The organism is Kitasatospora sp. MAA19 (genome assembly GCF_029894125.1).
Lineage (GTDB): Bacteria > Actinomycetota > Actinomycetes > Streptomycetales > Streptomycetaceae > Kitasatospora.
Genome location: NZ_JARXYZ010000001.1, coordinates 128,405 through 144,295 on the forward strand (window position 1 = coordinate 128,405; position 15,891 = coordinate 144,295).

The 15,891-nt window shown below is 70.1% G+C and carries 12 protein-coding genes, 1 tRNA gene, 1 other RNA gene and 5 pseudogenes; 8 read left to right on the plus strand and 11 right to left on the minus strand.

Annotated elements, in window-relative coordinates; translation table 11 throughout:
* Positions 1-23 precede the first annotated feature (23 nt).
* Positions 24-114: signal recognition particle sRNA small type (gene ffs, locus P3T27_RS00525), an RNA gene on the minus strand.
* 111 nt (positions 115-225) lie between these two features.
* On the opposite strand from ffs, the gene P3T27_RS00530 reads away from it, so the two are divergent.
* A tRNA-Ser gene (locus tag P3T27_RS00530) sits at positions 226-310 on the plus strand.
* 88 nt (positions 311-398) lie between these two features.
* Here the strand turns inward: P3T27_RS00530 and P3T27_RS00535 are convergent.
* Positions 399-935: pseudogene (locus P3T27_RS00535) on the minus strand (tyrosine-type recombinase/integrase); the annotation flags it as partial.
* On the opposite strand from P3T27_RS00535, the gene P3T27_RS00540 reads away from it, so the two are divergent.
* Both P3T27_RS00540 and P3T27_RS00545 read left to right on the plus strand, forming a co-directional pair.
* Positions 918-1,451, plus strand: a complete 534-nt coding sequence (locus tag P3T27_RS00540) for a hypothetical protein (RefSeq protein WP_280673492.1) — start codon at positions 918-920, stop codon at positions 1,449-1,451. The pseudogene P3T27_RS00535 and the gene P3T27_RS00540 overlap by 18 nt on opposite strands.
* Positions 1,452-1,463: 12 nt before the next feature.
* The gene (locus P3T27_RS00545; RefSeq protein WP_280673494.1) at positions 1,464-2,027 is read left to right on the plus strand and encodes a GNAT family N-acetyltransferase; all 564 of its coding nucleotides are present in this window, start codon (positions 1,464-1,466) and stop codon (positions 2,025-2,027) included.
* Positions 2,028-2,044: 17 nt separating this feature from the next.
* On the opposite strand, the pseudogene P3T27_RS00550 reads toward P3T27_RS00545, so the two are convergent.
* Both P3T27_RS00550 and P3T27_RS40950 read right to left on the minus strand, forming a co-directional pair.
* Positions 2,045-2,458 (minus strand): annotated as a pseudogene (locus P3T27_RS00550) (LuxR C-terminal-related transcriptional regulator); the annotation flags it as partial.
* A gap of 87 nt (positions 2,459-2,545) precedes the next feature.
* Positions 2,546-2,956, minus strand: a complete 411-nt coding sequence (locus P3T27_RS40950) for an NUDIX domain-containing protein (protein WP_348534047.1) — start codon at positions 2,954-2,956, stop codon at positions 2,546-2,548.
* Between P3T27_RS40950 and P3T27_RS00560 the strand changes: the two are divergent.
* Positions 2,842-3,612 (plus strand): annotated as a pseudogene (locus P3T27_RS00560) (IS5 family transposase); the annotation flags it as partial. The gene P3T27_RS40950 and the pseudogene P3T27_RS00560 sit on opposite strands and share 115 nt — an antisense overlap.
* Before the next feature lie 18 nt (positions 3,613-3,630).
* Here P3T27_RS00560 and P3T27_RS00565 read toward each other — a convergent pair.
* The 3 genes and pseudogenes from P3T27_RS00565 to P3T27_RS00575 all read right to left on the minus strand — a co-directional run bounded on the left by P3T27_RS00565 (position 3,631) and on the right by P3T27_RS00575 (position 6,170).
* The gene (locus tag P3T27_RS00565) at positions 3,631-4,395 is read right to left on the minus strand and encodes a maleylpyruvate isomerase family mycothiol-dependent enzyme (protein ID WP_280673496.1); all 765 of its coding nucleotides are present in this window, start codon (positions 4,393-4,395) and stop codon (positions 3,631-3,633) included.
* 62 nt (positions 4,396-4,457) lie between these two features.
* Positions 4,458-4,649: pseudogene (locus tag P3T27_RS00570) on the minus strand (IS5/IS1182 family transposase); the annotation flags it as partial.
* Positions 4,650-5,540: 891 nt separating this feature from the next.
* Positions 5,541-6,170 (minus strand): hypothetical protein, encoded by a 630-nt coding sequence (locus P3T27_RS00575; RefSeq protein WP_280674092.1) that lies wholly within the window; start codon positions 6,168-6,170, stop codon positions 5,541-5,543.
* A 38-nt stretch (positions 6,171-6,208) separates the two neighbouring features.
* Between P3T27_RS00575 and P3T27_RS00580 the strand changes: the two genes are divergently transcribed.
* The gene (locus P3T27_RS00580; RefSeq protein WP_280673498.1) at positions 6,209-6,526 is read left to right on the plus strand and encodes a hypothetical protein; all 318 of its coding nucleotides are present in this window, start codon (positions 6,209-6,211) and stop codon (positions 6,524-6,526) included.
* Between the two features lie 263 nt (positions 6,527-6,789).
* Positions 6,790-7,359 (plus strand): peptide deformylase, encoded by a 570-nt coding sequence (locus tag P3T27_RS00585; protein WP_280673499.1) that lies wholly within the window; start codon positions 6,790-6,792, stop codon positions 7,357-7,359.
* Between the two features lie 295 nt (positions 7,360-7,654).
* Here P3T27_RS00585 and P3T27_RS00590 read toward each other — a convergent pair whose 3' ends face one another.
* Entirely contained in the window at positions 7,655-10,303 is a 2,649-nt protein-coding gene (locus tag P3T27_RS00590; protein ID WP_280673501.1) for a sodium-translocating pyrophosphatase, read from the minus strand.
* Positions 10,304-10,470: 167 nt separating this feature from the next.
* Between P3T27_RS00590 and P3T27_RS00595 the strand changes: the two genes are divergently transcribed.
* The gene (locus P3T27_RS00595; protein WP_218205006.1) at positions 10,471-10,953 is read left to right on the plus strand and encodes an inorganic diphosphatase; all 483 of its coding nucleotides are present in this window, start codon (positions 10,471-10,473) and stop codon (positions 10,951-10,953) included.
* 296 nt (positions 10,954-11,249) lie between these two features.
* On the opposite strand, the gene P3T27_RS00600 is transcribed toward P3T27_RS00595, so the two are convergent.
* On the minus strand, positions 11,250-13,334 hold the full coding sequence (locus tag P3T27_RS00600; protein ID WP_280673506.1) for a SpoIIE family protein phosphatase: 2,085 nt from the start codon (positions 13,332-13,334) through the stop codon (positions 11,250-11,252).
* Between the two features lie 274 nt (positions 13,335-13,608).
* Between P3T27_RS00600 and P3T27_RS00605 the strand changes: the two are divergent.
* Positions 13,609-13,728 (plus strand): annotated as a pseudogene (locus tag P3T27_RS00605) (transcriptional regulator); the annotation flags it as partial.
* A gap of 284 nt (positions 13,729-14,012) precedes the next feature.
* Here the strand turns inward: P3T27_RS00605 and P3T27_RS00610 are convergent.
* Both P3T27_RS00610 and P3T27_RS00615 read right to left on the minus strand, forming a co-directional pair.
* On the minus strand, positions 14,013-14,681 hold the full coding sequence (locus tag P3T27_RS00610; protein ID WP_280673507.1) for a response regulator transcription factor: 669 nt from the start codon (positions 14,679-14,681) through the stop codon (positions 14,013-14,015).
* The gene (locus tag P3T27_RS00615; RefSeq protein ID WP_280673509.1) at positions 14,678-15,871 is read right to left on the minus strand and encodes a HAMP domain-containing sensor histidine kinase; all 1,194 of its coding nucleotides are present in this window, start codon (positions 15,869-15,871) and stop codon (positions 14,678-14,680) included. The genes P3T27_RS00610 and P3T27_RS00615 overlap by 4 nt, the downstream gene beginning before the upstream one ends.
* Between the last annotated feature and the right edge of the window lie 20 nt (positions 15,872-15,891).

Consider the following 15,891-nt stretch of genomic DNA (forward strand, 5'->3'; position numbering starts at 1 on the left):
CCGCCCCCCCGGTCCGGGAACGCAAAGACCCCCCGTGCACCCGCCAGAGCCCTCCTACCCTTGCTGCCTTCCGGCCCTGGGGGGGTTCAGAGAGATAACGCCACACGAGGGGCTGACCCCCACACTACCGGATCCGAGCCCCGACGATCCACAGGCCACCCCCACCCTCCCGCCTACGGGATAGCTGGTCGCGACCACCCCCGAACATGTACTAAGCTCTCCCACGGAGGATTCGCCTAGAGGCCTAGGGCGCACGCTTGGAAAGCGTGTTGGGGGCAACCCCTCACGAGTTCGAATCTCGTATCCTCCGCCCCTGCCCAGTAGGGCAGTTGAAGGCCCCGACCGGGTTTCCGGTCGGGGCCTTCTTCGTGTCGTGGTCTCAGTTGGGGTTCTGGGCCTCAGGCGGCGTCTTCGCCGGGCTCCTCTGGGCCAGATCCGACGTCGCCCCACAGAGCCGCGCCGATCTTCCTGCCGACGTCGTTCAGCATCGGCTCGGTGACGTGCTGGTAGCGCTGGGCCATCGAGGTCGAGGACCAGCCCATGATCGCCATGACGATCCGCTCCGGCACGCCGAGCAGGAGGAGGACGGTCGAGGCGGTGTGACGGGCGTCATGGAGGCGGCCGTCGCGGATGCCGGCCTCGCGCAGGAGCCGCTTCCAGTGGTGGTAGTCGGTGCTGGGGTTGAGCGGCTCGCCGGTCTCCGAGGTGAAGACGTAGCCCTTGTCCGTCCAGAGGTGGCGCGCGAGGGCCCGCTCGCGGTCCTGCTCCTCCTTGTGCTGCCGGAGGATCACGACGAGCTGCTCGGGCAGCGGCACCGCACGTCGCCCGGCTCGGGACTTGGTGTCCTTGGTCTCGCGGCGGATCGGCTCCTTCTGCGGGCAGAAGCCAGGCTTGCGCCCGCAGCAATCGCCGCAGCCGTGCCGGTACTCGGGCCGCGTGCCCGCCCCGCCCACCACCTACCCCGCTGCCCGACCCTCGGCGCTATACGCACCGTCCCGACCCTGCGCACCACCGGACGTCCCGCCGGCACCGCCTGGACCTGGTTCGCCATCGCCCTGACCGCCTCCCTCGGCGCGAACGTCGCCACCGCCGGCCTCCTCGACCTCGACCACGTCCCCGCCTGGCTGCGGATCATGGTCGCCGAATGGCCCGCCCTCGCCTTCTTCGGCGGCACCCTCCTCGCCCACCGCGCCACCGCAACCGCGACCACCACCGAACCGAAGCCCGCCGAGCGCGAACTCCCGCTCCGCGAAAACGCCGAGCCTGCACCGGCGACCGAGCCCGCACCGGTGACGGACGCGGAGCAGGATGACCTGCCCGCCGACGAACCGGTGCCCGAGCCCGACGACGACGTCCGGCCCGACAGCCGGGAACGGGTCTGTAAAAAGAACGCCAGCTGTGCGGGGGTGGGTGGTGCCGTAAATGCGTTGAGGGTCTCAGGTGGTTCGTGAATGATCCGCTGCGTGACCATCTATCTGGAGACCGAGCGCCTGACGCTGCGCCGATTCACTGCTGACGACGCGGACCTGTTGATTGAGTTGGACAGCGATCCGGCGGTGATGCGCTTCCTGTCCGGCGGGGAGGGGACGCCTGCGGAGGTCGTCCGCGAGAGCCATCTGCCGAACATCATCGCCGGCTACGAGAGGTGGGGCGGCGAGCTCGGGTTGTTCGCCGCGTTCGAGAAGGACGGCGGGGCGTTCATCGGCTGGTTCTGCCTGCGACCCGAGAAGGACGGCCCGAAGGACGAGGCCGAGCTCGGGTACCGGCTGCGGCAGGCGGCCTGGGGCAAGGGCTACGCCACCGAGGCCTCGCTGGCCCTGCTGCGCAAGGGGTTCGGCGAGCTCGACCTGCGCATGGTCTGGGCCGCGACGATGGTGCTGAACCGCGGTTCGCGCAACGTCATGGAGAAGGTGGGCATGACGTTCTCCCATCCCCTCCCCACCCCGGACGGCATGCTGATGGTCGAGGGCGCCGACCTCGGCGGCGTGCAGTACGAGATCACGAAGGAGCAGTGGGAGCAGCGCTGACCTCCCGCCCTGTCCGGCTATGAGGCGCGGAGGTGGGTGAGGACGGCCAGGACGCGGCGGTTGCCTTCGGTGGGGTCGAGGTCGAGTTTGGTGAAGATGTTGCCGCAGTGCTTCACCACGGAGGCTTCGGTGATGGAGAGCCGCGCCGCGCTGGCCTGGTTGTTGAGGCCCTCGGCCATGTGGGAGAGGACTTCGCGCTCGCGGGGGGGTGAGGCGGGTGAGGGGGTGGGCGGCGGTCTGGGTGCGGAGGAGGATGCGCACGACGTCGGGGTCGATGACGGCGTCGCCGGATGCCACACGGCGCAGGGCGTCGAGGAAGTCGGCGACATCGCCGACGCGGTCCTTCAGGAGGTAGCCGAGGCCCGCGGGTTGGGCGCCGGCGGCGGAAGGAGGCGGGTGGCGTAGGGGGTGGCCACGTACTGGGACAGGACCCGGCCACCCGCTGGATGGCCGCCCGCAGAGCTTCGGTCAAGCAGAGGTCCCGGTAGCGGCAGCCACCCTTGCGCCTGGCCCGCCTATCACGCCGTGGTGGCCGACCATCCGTAGCGGGAGAAGGAGGGACTTCCGTCCCGGTACGCGACCAGAGCCTGCGTAGCTGTCGGGAACGCGGGCTCAGGGAGGCGGTCCCCAGAGACCCACTGGGCAGCCAGGTGTTTGTCCGGCTCGGTATTGGTCAGTTCGCCGGTCCACGTGTCGGTGGCGAAGACGAAGAGGACGAACTGCCCTGCCTGGCCGAAGACCTGTTCGACGTGGATGACGTGGACGAGTACGAGATCGGCCGGGCGGACGAGGAGGCCGGTCTCCTCCTCGAGCCGAGAGCCATCCGCTGGGTTGTCACCGGCGACGGGTTCCAGACCGGACCGTCTTCGAGTACATCGTGCTCGCGCTGGTCCACGGCTCCGGCTACGAACGGATCGCTGGCGCCGGATGCTCCGACCGGACCATCCGGCGCCGCGTCAAGCAGTGGGCTGAACTGGGGATATCCGAGAAGGTCCATGCCCTTGCACTCGAGGCCTACGACCGCATGATCGGCCTCGGGCTGAGCGAGATCTCGGTGGACGGCTGCATCACCAAGGCCCCGTCCGGTGGGGACAAGGCCGGGCGCTCCCCGGTGGACCGGGGCAAGCAGGGGCTGAAACGCTCCGTCGCGTCCGATGCCTGTGGTGTCCCGCTCGGGATCGTCTCCGACGGGGCCGACCGGCACGATTCACCCCTGCTCGGCCCCACTCTGGACGCGGCACAGGCACAGGTCGGCGCGATGCCGGAGACCGTCAACGTCAACCTCGACCGCGGCTACGACAGCGCCAAGTCCCGTCTGCTGATAGCCGGGTTGGGCTTCACTGCCGAGATCGCACGCAAGAGCGTGCCTGCCCCGATCCAAGCCGGAAAACGCTGGGTGGTAGAACGCACCCACTCGTGGATGAACGGCTACGGAAAGCCCCGTCCCTGTACCGAGAGGAGCGGCGAGGTCGTGGACTTCTACCTCTACCTCGCCGCCACTCTCGTCACGCTCCGCATGCTCATCCGACGCTCGACGAGCCGCTACCGCTGGGACGGCCGCCCCACCACCCGACGCCTCAAGTGATCCATTTGCCGGTCGGTCCTAGCCCCAGTTCTGCAGCTGCTGGAGCAGGTCGGCGTCGCCCTCCATCCGCAGCGAGCCGGCCGGGATGCGCATGTACATGAGCAGGGCCATCTCGCTCGCCGTGCCGTAGATGGCGGCGGTGGGCTTGCTCTCGGCGGCCTCCGCCGCGGTGAGGCGGGTGAAGCGGGAACCGGCGGCGTCCACCGTCTGGCGCCAGGAGCCAGCCTCGGCTGCGTGGTAGTCCATGGTGGCGGGCTCGCCCGGCCACGGGACCGTGACGGTGCAGACGGTGGCGAGGAACTCCTCGATGGCGTCGACCGCCTCGGTCGTCGGCAGCTCCTGCGGGGTACCGGAGGCCAGCTGGGCGTCGTAGGTGTGGATCAGCGACTCCGGGACGCGGCGGCGGGCCACGGCGGCCACCGTGTGCGTCGAGGCCAGCGGCTCCCACCAGGCCCAGCAGCCCCGGTCCGGGCCGGCCTCGCGCAGCGCAGTAAGCAGCTGCTCCGTCGAGTCGGCCAGCCAGGTTATGAGGGCCTCGCGCTCCCTGGGCGCCGCCAGCCCGTCCTTGCTCGGCCGCTCGTCGCCCGGCGCGGTGTTCAGCACGATGTAGGCCCAGAAGCGGTCCCCCTCACTGAGGTGGTTCGCCAGGTCGTACAGCGTCCAGCCCGGGCAGGACGGGACGTCGGCGTCGAGGCTGGGGGCCGCGGCGACGGCGGCGCGGAACGCGGCGGACCACCCGTCAATCATCCGCAGCAGGGTGGAGAAGTGGAGATGCTTAGTCACGCAGACCTTGTATCACCCGGACCGGGACTCTCGCACTCGATTAAGACCGACCGGCAAATGGATCACTTGAGGCGTCGGGTGGTGGGGCGGCCGTCCCAGCGGTAGCGGCTCGTCGAGCGTCGGATGAGCATGCGGAGCGTGACGAGAGTGGCGGCGAGGTAGAGGTAGAAGTCCACGACCTCGCCGCTCCTCTCGGTACAGCGACGGGGCTTTCCGTAGCCGTTCATCCACGAGTGGGTGCGCTCTACCACCCAGGACGTCTTCGCCGACCGGGCCGGGCACGGTGTGGACCCGAACGCGGGGAAGGCGGTGCCAGCGTTCGAGCACCGCGTCGTCCAGCGGTGCACCGCAGACCAGGACGTGCAGCGGCTCGGTGATGCGGGCCAGGGCGGCGTCGACGGTGGCGAGGTCCTTGTACGGCCACCAACCGCCGACCAGGCACACGGCCGTCGCACCGGTGGGAATGGTGAAGGCGGAGCGGGCGCCCTGGCGTTCGGCCTCGGTGAGGCGCCGGCCGTCGTCGACCGCGAACGCCCGCACCCGGCCGGGCAGATGGGGGAAGCCCTGCTGGAACTGATCGCGGACCGCAGTGGTCGGGTACAGCGCGACCGCGCGCTTCTCGCCCTGGCCTGCGAGCCGACCCAGCCAGCGGACCGATCGGTCCTCGGTGGTGACGAGCTCGTGGATGAACCGCAGGTGTCGGCCGCCGCCGAGCAGGGCGGCCATGCCGTGCAGGGCCTCGCTCGCGCCGAGAATCACCACCGCCCCGGGCTGCGGGACGAGGCGGCGGGCGGTGCGAAGGCATGCGGCCTCGGTCAGGCAGCGAGCGATCAGGGTGACCTGGTGCGGCAGCCGACGCAGGCCCAACGGCCAGCTGCGCGAGGCGAAGAGCCGCTGACCGGCGGTCGAGACGCGTGCCGCCGCTCGCGCACCGGCCAGCAGAGCCTTCGCCGCCGGGCGCACAGGGCCTGCGGCGATGCAGGCGTCGGCCCGCAGCAGCGGACCGGGCCCGCCTGCGATCCCCTGCGGAGTGATGACCACGGAGCCTGGGCGGGCGGCAGCGAGCGCGGTCAGCGTGCGCTGGTGGTGCCCGCCGCCGAGGTGGGCGTACGGCTCGATCAGGACCAGCGGCCCGGTCCTGGCGCTCATCCGGCGATCGCCTGCTCGTCGTGCAGCGCGGTGAAGTGCCGGTGCAGCCAGGTCGGGTCGTTGAGCGCCTCGAGCCGCTTGGGGTCGCGCGCCGTTAGGTGGGCGAAGTCGCACCCGTCGCGGGCGCCGGCTGCCGCGTAGTGGGCGAAGTCGCCGTCCTCGCTGGCCGTCCAGGCCAGGATGCGTTCCTGGGCGGAGGTGTCGGTCATGCCGTACTCGCTGCCGCGCGCGAGCATCGCGCACTCGCGGAAGCCTGCCTTCCAGGCATGGAACGGGGTCTGCTTGAACAGCGTGGTGCCAGCGGTCTGCTCGCTGAACTCGACGCGTCCGGGCAGCGCGGCCAGCACGTCGACCGCCTGGCCCATCTCGCGCAGCGCGCTGGTGCGGATCAGCTTGAGGCCGCCGTAGCCGTAGGTAAGGCCGTTGACCGGGTTGACGGCACGCCAGACCCGCATCGACACCCCATCGGCCAGCGACTCCACCTCGGCAGCGGGGAACGCGGGGTCGATGGCGAAGTCCCCGTCGGCGAGGAAGAACTGGTCGGTGTCGACCAGTTCGGCAGTCAGTCGGTAGGCGCGTCGCATCCCGCGGACCCCGTGCAGGCGCTTGACGGTGCCGCCCAGCACCCAGGCCAAGCGGGTGTGCAGGGAGCTACCGGCTGACGATGCGCCGGCTGCTGCGGAACACCGGCAGCGAGCCGATCACCCGCTACCTGATCCGCATCAGCGTCGACCGCTACCCCGGCGAGCCGGAGCGCTCCAACGCGCACTACCGCGAACACCCGCTGACCTGGGACGAACTCGCGCTGACCGCGACCTGCCGTGGGGAGGCGATGAACTGGCAGGCCAAGCACGACCGCGACGCGTTCAAGGAGGTCTGGCTGCTCTTCGAGAACGAGCACGGCCGTTTCCCGCTGTACCCGGGCGAGTCGGTACGGATCGAGTACGCCTACTCGGTCGGCGAAGAGAAGTGGGGTCGCTGATTCCAGCGGGCGGTCCGCCTGCCCACCGAGCACCTGGAAGTCGAACTCGCCTTCCCCGCCGAGCTCGACCCGGCGGTCTGGGGCACCGAGACGTCGATGACCGCCGAAGCGGTACCGCTGCGGACCGCCCCGATTCGACGCGACCAGGCCGGTATGCAGGTCTTCTCCTGGAGCACGTCCACGCCTACCCTCCATGCCCGGCACCGTCTGGAATGGCGATTCCGGGCCCGACCCGAACGCGACACGAACCAAGGGGAGTTCAGGTGATCCAGGTGCGGCCCAGCGACCAGATGCGCGACCTCGGTGTCGTCCAGGAGGGCGCGCCCATCCTCGCCGAGCCCGCCCGACCGTTCGACCTGCCCGCCGAGCGCGAAGCCGCCGAGCAGGTCGTCGAGAAGCTGTTCACCGCGATGGAGCGCATCGGCCAGGTCCACCCCTTCGCCAAGGGCATGGGTATCGCGGCACCGCAGATCGGGATCGGCCGGGCCGCCGCCATCGTCCAGCCCGCCGACCCTGACAGCCCGCCGATCGTCATGCTGAACCCGCGCATCACCGACCGCTCCGACGAAGCGGACGAGCAGTTCGAAGGCTGCCTGTCCTTCTTCGACGTCCGCGGCCTGGTCCCCCGGCCACTGCGGATCACCGTGGAGACCACCAGCCTGGACGGCCAGGCGATGGTCACCACCTACGAGCGCGGGCTCGCGCGCCTGCTCCACCACGAGATCGACCACCTCGACGGCCTGCTGTACACCGCACGGATGCGGGTCGACGTCGTGCCCATCCCCGTCGAGCAGTACCGGCAGACCGGCCGCGCCTGGTCCTACGACCAGTAGCGACGAGGGCCCCGCGCTGGTCTCAGTTTTGGTCTCATTCACCCCCGTCCAGCCGGGTTCAGCCGCCGCCCAGCGGTTCGCTCCGCCGCAGGTCAGGATGGGTGTGAACGCTGACGGACGGCGTTCGGGAGAATTGGAAAGCGTGTTGGGGGCAACCCCTCACGAGTTCGAATCTCGCATCCTCCGCCACGGCTGACCAGCCGAAACGAAGACCCCGATCGCGATGCGGCCGGGGTCTTCGCCGTTTCCTGGTCTCAGTAGTCCGCAGGCTTGCTCCCCGCACTCAGGATGCGGACTACGGGACGGGGGCGGGCTCCTCCGGCGCTCGGGTGTCGGTGGGTGTTTCGTCGGGGCCGACGGTGATGCTGCGGCGTTTGGAGATCCACACTGCGGTGATGACGACGGCCAGGGCCACCAGGGCGATAGTCAGCCGGAGGCCGAGGTTGGCGTGCGAGCCGAAGCCGAGTTTGACGATGGCTGGGGCGACCAGAAGGGAGACCAGGTTCATCACCTTCAGCAGCGGGTTGATGGCGGGTCCTGCGGTGTCTTTGAAGGGATCCCCTACGGTGTCACCGATGACGGTGGCGGCGTGGGCGGGGCTGCCCTTGCCTCCGTGGTGGCCGTCCTCGACCAGTTTCTTGGCGTTGTCCCAGGCGCCACCGGAGGTGGCCAGGAAGACGGCCATCAGGGTGCCGGTGCCGATGGCGCCGGCCAGGTAGGAGCCAAGCGAGCCGACGCCGAGGAGGAAGCCCACGGCGATCGGGGCCAGCACGGCGAGCAGACCCGGGGTGGCCAGTTCGCGCAGTGCATCGCGGGTGCAGATGTCCACCACCCGGCCGTACTCGGGCCGCTCGGTGCCGTCCATGATGCCGGGGCGGGTGCGGAACTGTCGACGGACCTCATAGACCACTGCACCGGCGGAGCGTGAGACGGCGTTGATGGCCAGGCCGGAGAAGAGGAAGACGACGGCAGCGCCGAGCAGCAGGCCGACCAGGTCGTTGGGCTGGTCGATGGCCAGGCTCAGGCTCGAGCCGTGGGCGGCCGGGCCGATCTGCGCCTCGGTGGTGTTGATGGCGTCGGTGTAGGAGCCGAACAGCGCGGTGGCGGCAAGCACTGCCGTGGCAATGGCGATGCCCTTGGTGATCGCCTTGGTGGTGTTGCCGACCGCGTCCAGCTCGGTAAGCACCTGCGCGCCGGCGCCGGTGACGTCGCCGGACATCTCGGCGATGCCCTGGGCGTTGTCGGAGACGGGGCCGAACGTGTCCATGGCCACAATCACGCCCACGGTGGTCAGCAGCCCGGTGCCGGCCAGCGCGACCGCGAACAGGGACAGGATCAGGGAGCCGCCGCCGAGGAGGTAGGCGCCGTAGACCGCGGCGCCGATGGCCACGGCGGAGTACACGGCCGCTTCCAGGCCGAGCGCGATACCGGAGAGCACCACGGTGGCCGGCCCGGTGAGTGAGGTCTTGGCCACGTCCCGCACCGGCCGGCGGGTGGTCTCGGTGAAGTAGCCGGTCAGTTGCTGGATGGCGGAGGCCAGCACGATCCCGATGGCCACCGCGGCCAGGGCGAAAAGTCGTGGGCTGCCCGCGTGCCGGGTGATCTCGGCCGGTACCCCGTGCAGACCGGAGAAGTGGGCCGGGAGGAACGCGAAAACCGCGCCGGCCACCAAGGCGAGCGAGACCAGCGCGGAGGCGAAGAACCCACGGTTGATGGCGGTCATACCGCTGCGGTCCCCGGGCCGTGGGGAGACCGCCACGATGCCCAGCACTGCGGTGAGCACCCCGATCCCGGGTACTACCAGCGGGAAGGCCAGCCCGAGGTCACCGAAGGCGGCCCTGCCCAGGATCAGCGCGGCGACCAGGGTCACCGCGTAGGACTCGAACAGGTCGGCCGCCATCCCCGCGCAGTCCCCCACGTTGTCGCCCACGTTGTCGGCGATCGTCGCCGCGTTGCGCGGATCGTCCTCCGGGATTCCCTGCTCCACCTTGCCCACCAGGTCCGCGCCGACGTCTGCGGCCTTGGTGAAGATCCCTCCGCCCACCCGCATGAACATCGCCAGCAACGCCGCACCGAAACCGAACCCCTCCAGCACCTTCGGCGCGTTCGTCTGGTAAATCAGCACCACCGCGGCCGCCCCCAGCAATCCCAGCCCCACGGTGAACATGCCCACCACCCCGCCGGTGCGGAAGCCGATCCGCATCGCGCGATGCGAGACCGTACGCACCAGCGGTGCCGCCGTCGGCCCCTCCCGATCGCCTGCCGCAGGAACCGGCGGTGTTGCCGCCCGCGCCGCTGCCGCTACCCGCACATTGCTGCGTACGGCCAACTGCATCCCCACGTACCCGGTCGTCGCCGAGAACGCCGCCCCGACCAGGAAGAACACCGAACGCCCCACCCGCTGCCCCCAGTTGTCCGCCGGGAGCAGCAGCAGCACGAAAGGCACCACCCCGGCGAACACCCCCAGGGTGCGGAACTGGCGCGCCAGATACGCGTTCGCGCCCTCCTGGATCGCTGCGGCGATCCGCCGCATCGCCGGCGTGCCCTCGTCCGCGGCCAGCACCTGCCTCACAAACACCCAGGCCACCACCAGTGCACCGGCCGCGATCAGCGCGACCACCACCACCAGGGTTCGGCCCGACCCGGTCAGCACAGGTGCCACTGCGGCTGGAGCACCGAGCCGGCTCCGCCCAGGGACAAGCGCGGCGGTGTACTGCACAGCGGATGCGCCGGCGAGAACGAACCCAGCCATTCCGTCCTCCTCGACGTCGTGCTGGTGCGCCGGGCGCACTGAACCGCTCGGCTGCGCGGGCGAGTCGCGCGATCTGCGAATAGCCTGGCTTACTTCGACCGGATCGCTGCCGGAGAATCCCTCTTTGTCGACTCCTGCGGAGTGGCTCTGTCGAACGCGCCACCCGGGGACAAACGCGCCGCCCGGGGACAAAGCGGACGAAGCCCTGTTCAGACAGAGGCTAACCCGGGGCGTTGAAGGTCTGCAGAGCTAGAGAGTGCAACCGGGTGGCCGCGATGCGGCCTCGGCTGATCCGCCGGAGAATGAAGACCTGGAGTCGTCGCGGCACCGGACGCCCGGGATCGCGGAAGGAGGCCGACATGGACTTCGAGGTGATCGTCGAGATCCCCCAAGGCTCGCGCAACAAGTACGAGATGGACCATGCAGCCGGGCGGATCCGCCTGGACCGGATGCTGTTCACGGCCACCCGCTACCCAGCGGACTACGGGTTCATCGAAGACACCCTCGGTGGGGATGGCGACCCTCTCGACGCCCTCGTCCTCGTCGGCGAGCCCACCTTTCCGGGATGCGGCATCACATGTCGCGCCATCGGCATGTTCGTCATGACCGACGAGAAAGGGCCGGACGAGAAAGTGCTCTGCGTGCCCGCTCACGACCCGCGCTTCGCACGGCTGCAGGACATCGACGACATGCCTCCGTTCGACCTGCAGGAGATCACCCACTTCTTCGAGGTCTACAAGGACCTCGAACCCGGAAAATCCGTCGAGGGCTCCCACTGGGAGAACAAGGCCGGCGCCTACGCCGAGATCGAAGCCTCCCGTTCCCGAGCCGCCGCCGCGTAGCGGGTGATCTCCGCCGGTGTCACGGGAAGCTCTCTGGGTCCTCAGTTCAGCAACCCGGCGGGCTTGTGCACGGCCGGCCCCGAGCGGCGATCGCGCTCGGGCAGCAAGAGCGCCCAATCGCAGGTCGGGACGCCCGCACCCGCCCCTGAACAGCCGGACGAACAGTTGGAAAGCGCGTTGGGGGGCAACCCCTCACGAGTTCGAATCTCGTATCCTCCGCAGTGCCTGAGCAGGCAAGACGAAGGCCCGGACCGCTCACAGCGCTTCTTTCACGGCCTCTGCGGCGCCGGCCACTGTCACGTGGCGGTGAGAACCAGCACGGCCTGGTCGTCGATGGTGGAATCAGCTGCGAAGGCGGCGACTGCGGCGGTGACGGTCTCAATGAGGGCGGTGGCGGTGGGGGACGTGGTCCCAAGCGTGACGAGGGCCTCAGCCAAGCGGTCCTCACCGAAGAACTCGCCGTCCGCTGAGCGTGCCTCGGTGATGCCGTCGGTGACCAGGATCAGGGCGTCGCCCGGATACAGGTCGATACTGCAAGCAGACCCGTCGGGGTGGGGGCCGATACCCAGGAGTATGCCCGGTTGGGCGAGTTCTTCGACCGTGCCGTCGGCGCGGCGTACGAGTGGGGGTACGTGGCCGGCGCGAATCAGGTTCAGTGCGAGGTGGGATACGTTCTGCCGCAGTTCGGCGTAGACGAGTGAAACGAAGCGGTCCTCGTCGGCGGTGCTATCCGCCAGAGCGTCGTTGATGGCGGCGACCACCGCCGCCGGGTCGTTCAGGAGACGGGCGGCGGCGCGTGCGGTGTGGCGGACCACGCCGGTGGTGGCGGCGGCCAGAGCACCGCGCCCGCACACGTCACCTATCATGAGCGCCCAGCAGTCGTCGGACAGCGGGAAGACATCGTAGAAGTCTCCACCAACGTCGAGTCCTTCGCCGGCGGGATGGTACGAGGCCGCCAGAGTGGTGCCGGGAATCCTGGGCAACTCGGGAGGCAGCAGGCCTGCCTGTAGGTCGCGGGCCAGTTGGACGCGGTCGGAAAACTGGTGGGCGTTGTCAGCACTGGATGCGGCCCGGCGGGCGAGCTCCTCGGCTAGGGCGACGATGTGGCTGTCCATCGGCCGGTCAGTAGCCAGCAGGGTCAGTACGCCGAAGGTGCCGCCGCGAGTGGCCAGCGGCGCGCACACGTAACCGGTGACGCCGAGCTGCGTAAAGAGACCGCCCGTACGGGCGCCGAAGTGGTCGGTCTCGGTGGTGCCGGAGGCCAGTACACGAGCAACCGCGTTGTCGACCTCGTCGCTCAGTTCGGGGGAGGCGAGGAGGCCTTCCTCGGCGCGGGTGGAGGCGGCCACGGCGATCCGCCGGGTCTGGCCACCCTCGACCACGTGGACGGCACACAGTGGCGCCAAGGTCGGCACGGTCAGCCGGGCCAGGCACTGCAGGCAGTCGAAATAGTGCAGCTCGCGCGTGATGGCGGTGCTGGCGTCCAACACGAAAGCCAAGTCCTCACGGGCCGCTTTCTCACGCTGCTGGGCGGCATGGCCTGCCTCCACCGCGCGGTGGCGTTCGATGGCCAGGGCGGCAATGCGGGTGAACGCGGCGCTGAGCGCCACGTCCTTGTCCTCGGGGGCCTTGGGAATGCGGTGGTATATCGCGAAGGTGCCCAGCAGCCGACCGTCCAGTCCTTCGATCGGGGTGGACCAGCATGCCGCGACCTCAGCCCGCTTTGCCAGGTCGCGATAGCCCTCCCACCGGGGATCGGTGGCGATGTCGGTGACGATCACCGGCGCGCGCAGGAAGGCGGCCGTGCCGCACGAGCCGACGCCGTCGCCGATGGCGATCCCGTCGATCGCCTCGTTGTAGAAGGCGGGCAGGGTCGGGCCGGTGCCGTGCCGCAGGTGTCGGCCGTCGGCATCGACAAGCAACACCGAGACGATCATTTCCGGGGACAGGTCCTCGATGGCCCTGGCCATGCCGCTCAGGATCTCGTCCAACGGGGCGTCGCGCGCGATCTGCTCCAGCAGGATGCGCTGCTCGGCGGCCAGGAGCTGGGCATGGTGGTACGCGGTGGTCTCCACCGCGATCACCACCACTCCGTCGACCTGGCCGACCAGGTCTCGGCGGGGCTCGTAGGTGAAGTCGAAGAACCCCTCCCGCTCCGCCCCCGGCTCACCGAGCACGAGCCGCCTGCCTTGGGCCCGGTACGCGGTGCCGGTGTGGTACACCGCATCGAGCCGGTCGAGGACGCCCTGCGAAGCCAGTTCCGGAATCAGTTCTCCGATCGGCACGCCGGTGCGCCTGCGGTCGCCTCCACAGGCCTCGAAGAACGCCGAATTCGCTGCCTCCAGCACATGCCTCGGGCCGCTCAGCGCAGCGAAAATCACCGGAGCCTGCCCGAACAGGTCCGCGTACTCCCTGCTCCGCCACTGCGGGGACCTGAGATGTGTCGCGGCAGGGCCAAGGTGATCAGGCTGTAGGGACATGACAACTGCCCTCTCCTGCATTAGCCGACCGCGCCGTCGCGCCCTACCCCCACGATGACACACCGCTACGCGGATTCCAGGCCCCGGATTCGACCCGCCCTGAAGATGGGGATCCCTGCGGCTCCGACGGCGAGAAGATCCCGTCGGCTCCGCGAGTCCAGCCGGCCGGCCCGCTGGCGCAACCGTCCCCACACTGCCCCTGCCGACCCGCCTCGCCAAGGCACTGGACGCATCACTGAACATCGGCCTGGACGGCGACACCTCCACCGTCGCCTTCGGACCACACGTGGCCTGACCCCATCCCGGCCTCGGTTTCGGTCTCAGTTCTGGGCTCATTCATCAACGTTCAGCGGCGTCCACAGGCCCCTCCACCGACCTCTCCGCCGCAGGTCAGGACAGTTCCGGACCCACCCGTACACCCGCGTGCAGAATTGGAAAGCGTGTTGGGGGCAACCCCTCACGAGTTCGAATCTCGTATCCTCCGCCGGCAGAAGGCCCGGACCGCACAGCGGTCCGGGCCTTCGTCGTCAGCGGGTCGCCGCTGCCGCGGGTAGTGCGTCGGCGGCTCGCAACCGGCGGTCACTCTCCCGAGTCGGCGATCCGGTAGCCGACCGTGGGCGTGGTGGCGATCACAGGTGGTTCGCCGAGCTTGCGTCGGAGTCTGCCGATGGTCACCGCGACGGTGTTGGTGAACGGGTCGGCGTGCTCGTCCCACACCTGCTCCAGCAGGGCCTCCGCACTGAGGAATGCGGGGCTGGCCTGCAGCAGGGCGGCGAGGACCTCGAACTCCTTGACCGAGAGGTCGAGCCGTCGCCCGTCCCGCGTGGCGGCGCGGCGGACGGGGTCGAGTTCGATGCCGGCCGCGCGGAGCACTCGGGCGCGGGCGTAGGGCCGCCGGCGGGCCAGGGCCCGTAGCCGGAGAACGAGTTCGGGGAAGTGGAAGGGTTTGACCAGGTAGTCGTCGGCCCCCAGACTCAGGCCGCCGACGCGGTCACCGGGCGAGTCGGCGGCGGTAAGCATCAGCACCATCGGCCTCTCGTCCCGGTCGGTGACCATCTGGCAGAGCGCGTCGCCGTGGATGCCTGGCAGGTCGCGGTCCAGCACGATCGCCTCATACGCGGCGGTGTCCAGTTTGGCGGCGGCCTCCAGACCGTCATAGGCGACGTCCACCGCCATGCCCTGGTCGCGCAGGCCCTCGGCCACGAGGTCAGCGAGCACCCGCGCGTCCTCGACCACCAACACCCTCATGCCGTGGCCTCCTGGTTGCCGCCGGCCTGCGGCAGGGTGACGGTGGCCCGCAGACCACCCCCGGAGCGGGCATGCAGCTCCAGCGTGCCACCGTGCGCCTCGGCGACCGCCGCGACGATGGCGAGCCCGAGACCCGATCCGTCGCTGCCGCGGGTTCGCTCCGCGCCGATCCGGCGGAACGGGCGGACGAGCTGTGCCGCCTCGTCCTGCGTCAGCGCCAGTCCGCCGTTGTCCACGACCAGGTGGACGAGCGCGTCGCTATCGGCGTGGACGGCGACGCGTAGCCAGCCGTCGGGCTCGTTGTGCTGCGCCGCGTTGTCGACCAGGTTCTGCACCAGTCGGCGCAGCAGGGTCCGGCTGCCGTACACGCGAACGGCGGAGCCGCTCTCGCGGGTTGCCGTCAGACCGCGGCGAGCGATGGCGTCGGCCCGCTCGTCGAGGGCTTCGGCGGCGAGCTCGTCCAATCGGACGGTCTCGGAACCCGGCAGCACGCCGTGCTGGGCGCGGGCCAGGGTCAGCAGGCCGTCCAGCAGCCGGTCGACCTGGTCGAGCTCAGCGCGGACCCGGCCCGCCAGCCTCCGCGTCTGCTCGGGGAGGGGGCCCGGCTTGGCGAGCGTCACGTCCACTGCCGCCCGCATGGTGGCCAGCGGGGTACGCAGTTCGTGGGAGGCATCGGCGACGAATCGCCGCTGGGCCGTGAACGCGCCCTCCAGGCGCGCCAGCAGCCCGTCGATGGTGTCGCCGAGGTTCCTCAGCTCGTCGCGCGGGCCCTGGACGGCGAGCCGCTCGTGCAGGCTGTCGGCGGAGATCCGGCGGGTGGCGGCGGTCATCGCGCGCAGCGGGTGCAGCACCCGCCCGGCGGCATACCAGCCGAGCACGACCGAGACCACGCCCATCACTGTCAGGCCGACAGCCAAGCCGAGGAGCAGTTGGTGCGTCTGCTGGGTGTGGGCCTCGGTGAGTTGGTGCTCAAGGCTGGCGATCCGCTCCTGGGCACCAGACGGGACGGGCCCGGTCCCGTTGTCCGGGGCAGGCGCGACGGCCACCGAGCCGCCCGCGATCAGCCCGACCACCGCCAGCGTCGTGGCACCTGAGGCCACGAAGAGGGTGGAGTACAGGGTGGTGAACTGCCAACGGACGCTGCGGCGGCGCAGCACCGATGGCGTGAGCAAACCCTGGTCCACCGTCATCGGTCCTCTCTCCCCCGCCA

Coding starts and splice junctions, on each gene's coding strand:
- P3T27_RS00595 (WP_218205006.1), top strand. CDS start 10,471: ATGGACTTCGAGGTGATCGTCGAGATCCCCCAAGGCTCGCGCAACAAG.
- P3T27_RS00580 (WP_280673498.1), top strand. CDS start 6,209: ATGCGCCGGCTGCTGCGGAACACCGGCAGCGAGCCGATCACCCGCTAC.
- P3T27_RS00610 (WP_280673507.1), bottom strand. CDS start 14,681: ATGAGGGTGTTGGTGGTCGAGGACGCGCGGGTGCTCGCTGACCTCGTG.
- P3T27_RS00615 (WP_280673509.1), bottom strand. CDS start 15,871: ATGACGGTGGACCAGGGTTTGCTCACGCCATCGGTGCTGCGCCGCCGC.